The sequence below is a fragment of the Flavobacteriales bacterium genome (assembly GCA_026129465.1).
GTDB lineage: Bacteria > Bacteroidota > Bacteroidia > Flavobacteriales_F > PHOS-HE28 > PHOS-HE28.
Genome location: JAHCIA010000001.1, coordinates 2,934,125 through 2,944,630 on the forward strand (window position 1 = coordinate 2,934,125; position 10,506 = coordinate 2,944,630).

At 63.5% G+C, this 10,506-nt stretch carries 11 protein-coding genes and 1 tRNA gene; 6 read left to right on the plus strand and 6 right to left on the minus strand.

Annotated elements, in window-relative coordinates; genetic code table 11:
• The first annotated feature begins 11 nt into the window (after window positions 1–11).
• Window positions 12–284 (plus strand): hypothetical protein, encoded by a 273-nt coding sequence (locus tag KIT10_12495; GenBank protein ID MCW5900080.1) that lies wholly within the window; start codon window positions 12–14, stop codon window positions 282–284.
• Entirely contained in the window at window positions 230–529 is a 300-nt protein-coding gene (locus tag KIT10_12500) for a type II toxin-antitoxin system RelE/ParE family toxin (protein MCW5900081.1), read from the plus strand. The genes KIT10_12495 and KIT10_12500 overlap by 55 nt, the downstream gene beginning before the upstream one ends.
• Window positions 530–535: 6 nt before the next feature.
• On the opposite strand, the gene KIT10_12505 is transcribed toward KIT10_12500, so the two are convergent.
• The 6 genes from KIT10_12505 to KIT10_12530 are packed head-to-tail and all read right to left on the minus strand — an operon-like array spanning window position 536 to window position 7,461.
• Complete coding sequence (locus tag KIT10_12505; GenBank protein ID MCW5900082.1) at window positions 536–1,390, minus strand: 1,4-dihydroxy-2-naphthoyl-CoA synthase; 855 nt, start codon at window positions 1,388–1,390, stop codon at window positions 536–538.
• 48 nt (window positions 1,391–1,438) lie between these two features.
• Window positions 1,439–1,981 carry a methyltransferase gene (locus tag KIT10_12510; protein MCW5900083.1) on the minus strand — a complete coding sequence of 181 codons (543 nt, stop codon included), beginning with the start codon at window positions 1,979–1,981 and terminating at the stop codon, window positions 1,439–1,441.
• A gap of 51 nt (window positions 1,982–2,032) precedes the next feature.
• Window positions 2,033–3,940: a hypothetical protein gene (locus KIT10_12515; GenBank protein MCW5900084.1), complete on the minus strand. Its 1,908-nt coding sequence runs from the start codon at window positions 3,938–3,940 to the stop codon at window positions 2,033–2,035.
• 29 nt (window positions 3,941–3,969) lie between these two features.
• A complete protein-coding gene (locus tag KIT10_12520) occupies window positions 3,970–5,235 on the minus strand; it encodes a hypothetical protein (GenBank protein MCW5900085.1) in 1,266 nt (421 codons plus the stop codon).
• A 46-nt stretch (window positions 5,236–5,281) separates the two neighbouring features.
• Complete coding sequence (locus KIT10_12525) at window positions 5,282–6,529, minus strand: glycosyltransferase family 4 protein (protein MCW5900086.1); 1,248 nt, start codon at window positions 6,527–6,529, stop codon at window positions 5,282–5,284.
• Window positions 6,526–7,461, minus strand: a complete 936-nt coding sequence (locus KIT10_12530) for a nucleotide-diphospho-sugar transferase (GenBank protein MCW5900087.1) — start codon at window positions 7,459–7,461, stop codon at window positions 6,526–6,528. The genes KIT10_12525 and KIT10_12530 overlap by 4 nt, the downstream gene beginning before the upstream one ends.
• A gap of 128 nt (window positions 7,462–7,589) precedes the next feature.
• On the opposite strand from KIT10_12530, the gene KIT10_12535 reads away from it, so the two are divergent.
• The 4 genes from KIT10_12535 (at window position 7,590) to KIT10_12550 (ending at window position 10,505) form a co-directional block, all read left to right on the plus strand.
• Window positions 7,590–7,661: transfer RNA gene (locus KIT10_12535), tRNA-Arg, on the plus strand.
• A gap of 12 nt (window positions 7,662–7,673) precedes the next feature.
• Entirely contained in the window at window positions 7,674–8,447 is a 774-nt protein-coding gene (locus KIT10_12540) for an ion transporter (GenBank protein MCW5900088.1), read from the plus strand.
• Between the two features lie 127 nt (window positions 8,448–8,574).
• Window positions 8,575–9,567: a gliding motility-associated C-terminal domain-containing protein gene (locus KIT10_12545; GenBank protein MCW5900089.1), complete on the plus strand. Its 993-nt coding sequence runs from the start codon at window positions 8,575–8,577 to the stop codon at window positions 9,565–9,567.
• Complete coding sequence (locus KIT10_12550; protein ID MCW5900090.1) at window positions 9,564–10,505, plus strand: type IX secretion system membrane protein PorP/SprF; 942 nt, start codon at window positions 9,564–9,566, stop codon at window positions 10,503–10,505. The genes KIT10_12545 and KIT10_12550 overlap by 4 nt, the downstream gene beginning before the upstream one ends.
• The last annotated feature ends 1 nt before the right edge of the window (window position 10,506 follow it).

Sequence of the window (10,506 nt, forward strand, 5' to 3'; positions counted from 1 at the left end):
ATCTTTGGTTCATGGCGACCGACAAGACCAAGCTGGAGATCGTCAAGAAGGTGCTCGCCTTGACGGATGAGACGGCCTTGGAGAACCTGCATGCTTTCCTCACGGCGGAACCTGCGGCTCCATGGGGCGATCTGCCAACTGAAGTGCGAGCGTCACTTGAGCGCAGCATGCAGCAACTCGACCGGGGAGAAGGACGGTCGCACGAAGCGGTGATGGCCAACGCAAGATCATGGTCGAAAGCATCCGCTGGGCGCCGGAAGCAGAAGCGGGCTTCCTCCAAGTGATCGCTTACCTGCGTGCTGAATGGTCCGAGCGCGAGGCGATGCGTTTCATCCAACGCACGGATACCATGGTGCGCATGCTGATGCGCTTTCCGGGCATGTCGCGCAAAGGCCGCAAGGGCACACGAGAAGTGCTTGTCACCAAGCACAACATCATGTGTTTCCGGGTGAAAGGGAGCGAATTGCAGATCGTGGGCTTCTGGGACACACGCCAACATCCACGGAGAAGGAGGATCACCCCGCCGTGACCACCTTCACGGGATCCACTTGATGCTCGAGAAATCCGGACGCCGCTTTTCCAGGAAAGCGTTGCGGCCCTCTTTCGCTTCCTCGGTCATGTAAGCCAGGCGCGTGGCCTCGCCGGCGAAGACCTGCTGGCCCACTAGTCCGTCATCGAGCAGATTGAAGGCGAACTTCAGCATCTTGATCGCCGTGGGGCTCTTGGCCAGGATCTCCTGCGCCCATTGCCAGGCGGTGGCTTCGAGTTCGGCATGCGGCACCGCGGCGTTCACCATGGCCATTTCGTATGCCTGTTGCGCACTGATGTCGCGGCCCAGGAAGAATACCTCGCGCGCACGCTTCTGCCCCACCATCTTGGCCAGGTAGGCGCTGCCGTAACCGCCATCGAAGCTGGTCACATCGGCATCGGTCTGCTTGAAGATCGCGTGCTCCTTGCTGGCCAACGTCATGTCGCACACCACGTGCAGGCTGTGTCCACCGCCCACGGCCCAGCCGGGCACCACGGCGATCACCACCTTGGGCATGAAGCGGATCAGCCGCTGCACTTCCAGGATGTTGAGGCGTGGCATGCCGCCCTCATCCACGTAGCCCTGGTGGCCGCGTGCGCGTTGGTCACCGCCGCTGCAGAAGCTCCAGCCGCCGTCCTTGGGGCTGGGCCCTTCGGCGCTGAAGAGCACCACGCCGATGCTGGTGTCCTGATGGGCATCGTGGAAGGCTTCGAGCAGTTCGCTCACCGTGTGCGGGCGGAAGGCGTTGCGCACCTCGGGTCTGTTGAAGGCGATGCGCGCCACGCCCCTGCATTTGCGGTAGGTGATGTCGGTGAACTCCTTCGCCGTGCGCCACTCCGGCGGCTCGGCGGTGATCTGCATGCGGGCCTTGGTCATGGGGGTGGTCGCTTGTGGTCCAGTAGGCGGTCGTCACGCGCGTTTCTCCGCGTACACGAAGTAGTAGCTCGGATAGAGGAATCGCAGGAAGGGCCGGATGCCTAAAGCGAGCCGTGGTGGCGAGGCCCAGGGCTCCCTGCGCAGGATGGTCCAGCCGCTTTTCTCAAGCAGCCAGTCGAATTGACGGGGCTCGAACTCATGGTAGTGGCGGTCCCAAGGGTCGGTCTTGCTCCACCAGGCTTTGGCGAACCACACTTTCAGCGGCACGGAGCAGACCAGCTTGATGCAGCCCCCTGGAGGTGGCTGCACATGACGCAACAGGTTGAAAGGTGCCAGCAGGTGCTCGAACACCTCGAATGAAGTGATGCAGGTGATGTCGCTGAGGTCGAGCCTGGCATGGTCCAGGTCCAGGTCTTCGCCTTGCGTGTTGCGCACAGCGAATCCCTTGTCCCGCATCATGCGCGAAAATGGATTGGGTACGCCCAGGTCCATGATGCGTTCTTCTCGGCCGATGCAGCTTTCGAGAAAAGCCATCGTTCTGCGGTAGCGCCGATCGGGCACGCGCCCCGCGTACATGCGTTCGCCTTCAGCTTCTGTGGACATGCGCGTGCTCAAAGGTACCGGCGCTCAATCCCTCGCGATGACGAGGGGTTGTGCGATGCTGTTCCCATTCACCCGTATCAGCACCATGTACATTCCTGTTGCCAACCCCTCCAAGGCGATCGGCGTCCCCAGGTCGTGCGCGGCGAACGACCGCACGGGTCTTCCGTCCTGGTGCCTCAGTTCCACATCGGCACGCGGCAGCGGGCCTTCAATGCGGAAGTGGTCCGCGGCTGGGTTGGGCAGGATGCGCCAGGCATCGCGTTCCAGCGTTCCCACATCCACGGTGGCGAGGTCCAGCACATTGATATCGTCCAGAAATAGGTCGTTGCCGCCACCGCTGGTGAAGGCGAAGCGCACCACCACATTGTCCGTGCGGTAGGGCTGCGGAATGTTCACGATCAGCTCCTCGCGCCAGTTCTCGTAGGCGGGTATGAAGCCCTGTCCGCCCGTGGGTGGTGCGGTGGCCAGTTCCGCACCGATAAGCGTGCGGCGCACCAGCCAGGAGGTGCCACAATCCCGGCTGATGCTCACCACAAGTTTGTCGTTGTCGCTTGGCTGGCGCTGCGCATGCGCGATGCGGAAGCGGATCACCGGGTCGGGTACCTGCGAGAGATCGAGGCGAGGCGTGTGCAGCGTGTACAATTCGCCTGGCGCGACATTCACCACGCGCACCGATCGGAAGCCGGAAGCGGCCGCCATGTCGGTGAGTTCCCAGCAGGGACCCGCATCGCATTGGTTGAACAGATCGCTCGCCTCCAGCGCGGGCATGCCTTCGAAGCCTTCGATATAGGGCAATGGAATGCCCGTGCTCTCCAACATGCGGAAGAAGCGCGGCCTGGTCACGGACATGTTGTTCGCGCCATCGCCCACGTCCAGGGTCACATCGAAATGACCGCTGCCGTTGTAGGTGAAGACCGGATCGCGATCGGTGAGGACGGGTCCTTCGCCCGTGTTCCATGCCCAGCTGATGGGGTCGTGGTAGGAGGCGTCTTCCAGGCGAACGACATCCCCCGCACAGAAGAGACGACGCGGTGCCCGGAAGTCGGCTTTGCACAGGCCCTGGACGTCCGCGAGTCCCGTGAACGCGAGATTCTCCGGGGTCCACAGGTTGTCGCGCCCGGCCACAGGACTGTTCAGCGCGGCATGCACGCGTGCTTTCTGGCCTTCGGTGAACATGCGTGCGCAGTAGGCGTAGTCCATGAAGTTCTGCACGTTGTCCACCTGCCCGTCGCAACTGGTGGCGTTCAGATTGCACACGCTCCAGCCGATGGTGGCCGGGGTGTCGTCCACCTCATCGCCGATGTCGCAATTCTCCGCCAGGCCCACCGGTTGGTAGAAGAAGCCCGGCACATTGTTCCCGCCCCATACGTGGTAGAGATCCAGGTAGTGGCCGGCCTCGTGCGAGAGCACCACCGAACGAAGATCGTCGCTGGTGCCGATATTGCCGAAATAGCTGCCTTGGATCACGATGCCATCCCAATGGGGCTCCTGTGCGGCCTGGGAAGGCATGAGCGCGTGGCCCGCCAGGCCCGCCGCGCCGCGCGTCACATAGATGTTCAGGTAGCGGTCGGGCGGCCATTGTGCCAGGCTCTTCACCTCGTGGTTGCCCGGCACGGTCAGTGGTGAACGGATCCGCTGTATGCCGCTGTGGCAGTTCCCCTGCGGATCGCGCCGTGCGAAGCCGAACTCCACCTCCATGTCCGCGGCGAGGGGTTTGAACATCGGTATGATGTCCACCGTGTCGGGATTCTGTTTGCGCCAGTTGCGCGTGAGGATCTCGATGCCATTGCGGATCTGCGCCTGCGAGATGTTCTCGGTCCCATCGTCATGGACCACATGCACCACCACGGGAATGCGATATGGCGATTGGGCCTGGAGCGGCTTGGCCAAAAGCAGCATGGCGGGGAGGGCGAGAATGGATGTGCGAAGCATGCCGCAAAGTAGTCCGGGATACCGGAGACTCAGCGCGTGAGCACCACCTTCACATGCCGTTGCCCCTCGTTGCTGTCCAGCACCACGTGCAGAAGCTGGGCGGCCAGATGTCCGAGGTCGGTGTTCCAGCGATGCTCCCCGGCGGTGGCGGATCCATCGAAGAAGCGGTGCACGATGCGGCCATCGGCGCCGAGCACATGCACCTTCAGCCAGGTGTCGCGTATCAGCCTGGCTTCCACTTGGAGCATGCCGCCGGTGGGATTGGGTCGTACGCGCAATTCGTGCATTGGCGGTTCGATGGCGGCCGGCACGGAGGTGTTCACCGGTGTGCCGCGCCGGAAGACCTGGTTGCCGCTGATGAACGCCGTACTGTCATTGATCCACAGGAAGCGGTTGTGCTCGGTGCCAAGTACCGTCGCCCCCCAGCTTGCCCCGCCATCGAGGCTCTCGAAAAGCAGGGAACCACCGCCGGTGTAAACATGGTCGTTGGTGAGTGCGCCGATGAGCTGGATGTAGCTGTAGAAGTCGGCCACGATGCCTTCGCTCCAGGTCAGGCCACCATCATCGGACCAGGCGTATCGCGTGTTGCCCAGCGCGGGATTGCCCACGATCGAAGCGTACCAGCGCTGCCCGTCGATGGTGTGCAGTTTCCAGATGTACTCGCCGGTCTGGTTGGTCCGGTGGCGTTCGGTCCAGGTCTGTCCGCCGTCCGTGGTGCCGATGATCACCCCCCCGCCGTCGGCCTCGGGTGTTCTTCCGCAGGCCAGTCCGGTCATCGGATCGGTGAACCAGATGTCCACCAGGGCGCTGGCATGCGCGCTCATGTTCGCATGGCTCCAAGTGCTCCCGCCATCCTCGCTACGGATGATGAAGGCCGGACTGTTCCATATGCCACAACCAACTATCGTCAGCGGGTCCGGTGCGGTGAGTCCGCAGATGCCGGGTATGGGCTGTGGCAGCAGCGGCGCGATGTTCACCCATTCGGCGCCGCCATCCAGCGTGCGCATCAACTTGCCGTTCAAGGTGCCTGCGAAGGCCTTCAGCGGATCGATCGCCAGCACGCTGCGCAGGTATCCCACCTGCGAGGCTTGCAGCTGCCAGCTGTCACCGCCGTCGGTGGTGTGGTGTATGGTGCCCGATCCGTTCACCACCCAGCCGTGCAAGGGGTCCGCGAAATGGATGTCGTCATAGCGGCCCACGCCCATGGGCAGTGGCAGCATCTGCCATTGCGCGGCCACTGGCGAAGCGAGAAGCGATCCGATGGCGATGAGGGAAGCGGGAATGGTAGGTGGCATGTGTGGATCGTGATGGTCGGCGCAAGGTATCCGGCATGCGGGCTGGTCAACGCACCGTTGCCTGGACCACTTCGCCGTACAATTCCAGATAGCGCCGCGCCACGTTGCCCATCGCGAATTTTTCCTCGGCGCTACGGCGTGCGGCCCTCCTCAAGCCATCGCGGTCGGCATGGCCCAGGCACCATTGGATCGCTGCCGACAGTCCACCAGCATCCATCGCCTTGGCGAGTGCGCCGTTCACGTGGTGCTGCACCATGTCGGCGTTGCCACCGATATCGAAAGCGGCCACAGGCGTGCCGCAGGCGAGGCTTTCCACCACGGTGTTGCTCAGGTTCTCCTGCAGGGAGGGCAGCACGGTGACATCGGCGCAGTTGTAGAGCGCGCACAGGCTCGCATCATCGTGGAGATGGCCGAGGTAATGGGCGGGATGCCCCAGGTCCGGCGGGTCCATCGGGCGTTCGGCGCCGAAGACCACGAGTTCGGTGTCGCCTTCGGGCAGGGCGCGCAGCGCGGCGGCCAGTTGGATGAAGCCCTTGCGCAGGTCGCCCGTGGCGTTCACCGCGCCGAAGAGCACGAGCCGGCGGCCCTCGGGCAGACCCAGGGACCGGCGCGCGGCAAGGCGGTCCATGGGCTTGAAGATGTCCGTGTCGATCGGGTTGGGCAAGTGCACCACGCGCTTGTCGCGCAGCAACCGGCTCTTCGCCGCGCAGCGGGCCATCCAGCCGCTCAGGCCCACGATCGTGAGGTGCGGGAGTTGCTCGAAGGCGGCGAGTTTGCGTTCGAAGACCTCATGGCTCAGGTCATGCTCGCGCGGCGAGCCCAGAACCGGACAGGCTCCACAGTGGCTATCCCACTTGCCGCAGCCTTCATCGTAGTGGCAGCCACCGGTGAAGGCCCACATGTCGTGCAGCGACCACACCAACGGTTTGCGTATCGCGGCAAGGTCCTCCACGCGCAGCATGCCGCCGTTGATCCAGTGCAGATGCACCACGTCGGCGTCGCTGGCATTGATACGACGTACGACGCCCGACCAGGGCACATGGGCGGGGGAGAACATCACTTCGCGGCCACGTGGATAGCGCTTGATCGGCAGCATGTCCAGCGTGGGCCGCAGTCTTGCCCAGGCGTGGGCTGGACCTGGAGCGGGCCCCAGCACGTGCGGGTCGTCACTCTGCCGCTGCTGCACCAGCATGCGGGCGTCGGCGCCCTGGGAACGAAGTGCCAGCAACAGGCGCTGGGCGGCGCGCGCGGCGCCGCCTTTGATGTCCGTGGCGTTGACGAGCAATGGCCTCATGCACGTCGCAACAGGTTCGCGCTCCACCGATAGAGACGGTTCATGGCGCGGGTGCGGAAACTGTCGAGTACGAAGAAACGGCGGTCCAGCCAGGCTTCATAACCCCGGCCTTCCAGCGGGCCGCGAAGCGGGAAGACCATATCGCCACGCGGCAGGGCGGCATTGGGGTCATCCGGATTGGCCGTATGCGTGGCCTCCGCGCTGAAGCCGATGTTGGTGATCAGGTTCACGTGCGGGTAGAGGAAGTCCTGCCCGCGCCGCTGGCACATGAAGTTGAACTGGAAATCCCAGGTGTCTATCTCGCCCACCTGCACCGCGTCGAACACGGCCTTCAGGAAGCGCTTGGTGGCCTTGCTTTTCGCCGCGATGCGCGGCAGGACCTCGGGGTCGCCCGTCCAGTCCTTCATGTCCACATCATAGTGCCGCCATACACGACGCCAGCTGGCCCAACCCCAGATCAGCGGATATCCGACGCGCCCGTATGTGTCCGCCGGATGCCTGCTGTGCACCGGCCGGTAGTCCCCGGTGATGCCCGCGATGTCCTCATCATCCTTGTGCTTCTCCAGCAATTCGGCGCAGTAACGGAAGAAGCTCGGGCTGGGCAGGCAGTCGTCCTCGAGTATGATGCCGCGTTCCTCCTGCTCGAAGAACCAGGTGATGGCACCGCTCACGGCACGTTTGCATCCGAGGTTCGCTTCGCGGAAGAGCGTGAGCGTTTCGCAGGGCCAGTCGATGCGTGTGAGGATCTCGCCGCGCAATGCACGCACCACATCGCCCTCGCCGTCGCGGTGCGCGCGTGGTCCGTCACTGGCGATGTAGAGTCGTGGCGGCCGTGCGGCACGGATGGCCTCGAACACACGCAGGGTGGTGTCCGGACGGTTGAAGATGAGGAACAGCACGGGTACGCCGCTGGGCGTTTCGGGAGCGCTCATGGTCATTCTACGGCGCGAAGATGGCGCGCTGCTACGCGGCTTGGCGCCCGACCACCGTCGCGCGATGCACGAAGCGCTGTGGACGGCGGTCCGCAGCGGGCGAAGCATCTACTTTTGCCGCCGCAACAGGCCCCATAGTTCAACGGATAGAATAGGAGTTTCCTAAACTCTAGATCCAGGTTCGATTCCTGGTGGGGCTACAACCATGGACCATGCTGCGCCGCGCGTTGCTCAATGACCGATTCATCCTGGCGGTGATCCTGCTGAACGCGGCGGTGATCTTCACCCAGGGTTTCACGCCACCGGCACCCTGGACCTTCCGCCTGGAGGCGGTGGACCACTTGTTGACCCTGGTGTTCCTGCTGGAGGCGGTGGTGAAGATGCGCACGTGGGGAACCCGGACCTACATGGCCAGCGCGTGGAACGTGTTCGACCTGTCGTTGGTGCTGCTGGCCCTGCCCGCCCTGCTGTTGTGGTTGATGCCGGTGGAAGGTCTCCGGCTGGACTTCCTGCTGGCCTTCCGCATCATGCGCGTGTTCAAGTTCTTCCGCTTCATCCGTTTCGTGCCGCGCATGGACCACATCATCGCCGGCGTGAAGCGTGCCGCACGGGCGTCGGTGCTGATCGTGTTCGCGTTCTTCATCTTCAATTTCATCGTGTCGTTGATCTCGTGCTTCCTGTTCCGTGAATTGTCTCCGGAACATTTCGCCGACCCGTTGATCAGCTGGTACTCCATCTTCAAGGTGTTCACGGTGGAAGGCTGGTTCGAGATCCCTGACGCCATCGCCGGGGAAGCTTCGCCCGTGGTGGCCTTTTTCACGCGTCTCTACTTCATCGTGATCCTGTTCTTCGGCGGCATCTTCGGCCTGTCGCTGGTGAATTCCATCTTCGTGGACACGATGATCAGCGACAGCAACGATGGTCTGGAGCGGCGCATGGAGGCGCTGGAGGCCAAGATCGACCGGCTGCTGGAGGATCGGCGCTGATCGTGTTCCCCCCTCAACACGGCGCTGTGTGAAAATGCGCATGTCTCGCGACGAAGCGAGGTGAAGGCCCCGTCTACCTTCGGCGTGGCCGTGCGTGCGAACCGCACGCGCCGATCGTCGCCGACGCATGCGATCCATACTTCCCGCGCCCATCCTGCTTTGCATGGCGACCGTGGCCATGGCCCAGCCGCCCAACAGCAGTTGCGACCAGGCCGCCCTGCTGTGCAATCAGCAGTCCCTGCCGGGCAACAACACGGGCGCGGTGGGCCTGCCGGGTTTCTGCGCCGGCACCACCAACCTGCTCTGGTACGTCTTCACCACCAACAGCCAGGGCGGTCCGGCCAATGTGAACATCACGGGCATCACCTGCCCCAACGTGCAGGGCATGTCCAACACACTCACGGCCGTGGTCCTCTCAGGCGATGGCTCCTGCCTGCCCGCATCCTTTTCCGCCGTCAGCGATTGCCAGTCGGGTAGCGGGGACTTCACGCTGGTGACACAGCCACTGCTGCCGGGCACGCAGTATTGGCTGGTGGTGGCGGGCAACGTGGGCGGCGGCTTTCCCATCGCCGCGCAATGCGGTTTCGACATCTGGCTGGACGGCGAAGGGGTGGACATCCCCGGTGTGGATTTCGGCACCGGCGGGGATGTCACCATCGGCGTTGGGGAGAGCGCGCAGTTGAACGCCTTCGGCGGACCGCCCTACGACTGGTCGCCCACCACCGGGTTGAGCGGCAGCGATATTCCCGACCCGATCGCTTCGCCACAGGGCTCAACGGTCTATACGGTGACCACCGAGATCAACGGCTGCGTCTTCACCGGCACGGTCAACGTCTGGGTGATCCGGCGCATCGATCCACCCAACACCTTCACACCCAACGGCGACGGCATCAACGATGTGTGGGAGGTGCCCGGCATCGCCGACTATCCCGGTGCGGAGGTGACCATCTTCGATCGTTGGGGCCAGCGGGTATTCCGCAGCATCGGCTACCGGGAGCCCTGGGATGGCACCAACAACGGCGCCAGGCTGCCCAGCGGCACCTACTACTACCATATCCAGTTGAACCAGCTCGAGGGGGTATCGCCGCCTTATACGGGCTTCATCTCCATTGTGCGATGAGGGCGCCCATCCTGGCCGTGATGCTTCTCGCCATGGGCGCACCGGCGGCGGCGCAACAGCTGGCGCAATACTCGCAGTACGTCTTCAACCAGTTCAGCATCAATCCCGCGGTGGCCGGCAGCAAGGACTGCATCGATGTGCGCCTCGGCTACCGCAAGCAATGGTTGAACTTCCCGGGGCAGCCCACCACGGCATGGGCCAGCCTGAACGGTGCCATTCGTCCGAAAGGCAAGCCTTACATGGCCAACAAGCATGGGGTGGGCGCCTTCGTGGAATCGGACAACGCGGGCAATTGGGGCTACACCCGATTCGTGCTGGCCTATGCCTACCACATGCGCATGTCCCAGGAGACCTACCTCGCCTTCGGGGTTTTCGGCGGCGCGGAGCAGATCAAACTCAATGTGGGTGAAGTGACGCTCACCGACTATGACGACCCCGCCATCGATGGGCGGGCCAGCGTGGTGGTGGCGCCGGAGATCACGCCCGGCATCTTCCTCTATGGCAAGAAAGGCTGGGGTGGGCTGGCGATGCACCACGCGCTCGGCAACGAGATCGACGGCATCGGGCTGGAATCGCGGCTGGCCCGGCATTTCCTCATGAGCGGCGGCTACCGGCATGTGCTCAGCAAGAAGACGAGCCTTTCGCCCAGCGCCATGATGAAGTTCGCCGGTGGTGCCCCGATGGCGTTGGACATCAATGCCATGATCGAATGGAACCGCACCATCGGCCTTGGCGCCGGCTACCGGGGCGGCGATGCGCTGGTGCTGATGATGAAGCTCGCCTTCCTGAAGTACTTCCAGTTCGGATACAGCTACGATGTGACCACTTCCAAGCTGCGCATGGGAGGATCCAACACGCATGAGATCATGCTCGGCATCATCCCCTGTGGCAAGGACGATCTGAAGAAGAAGATGATCAACTGCCCGGCCTTCGATTAGA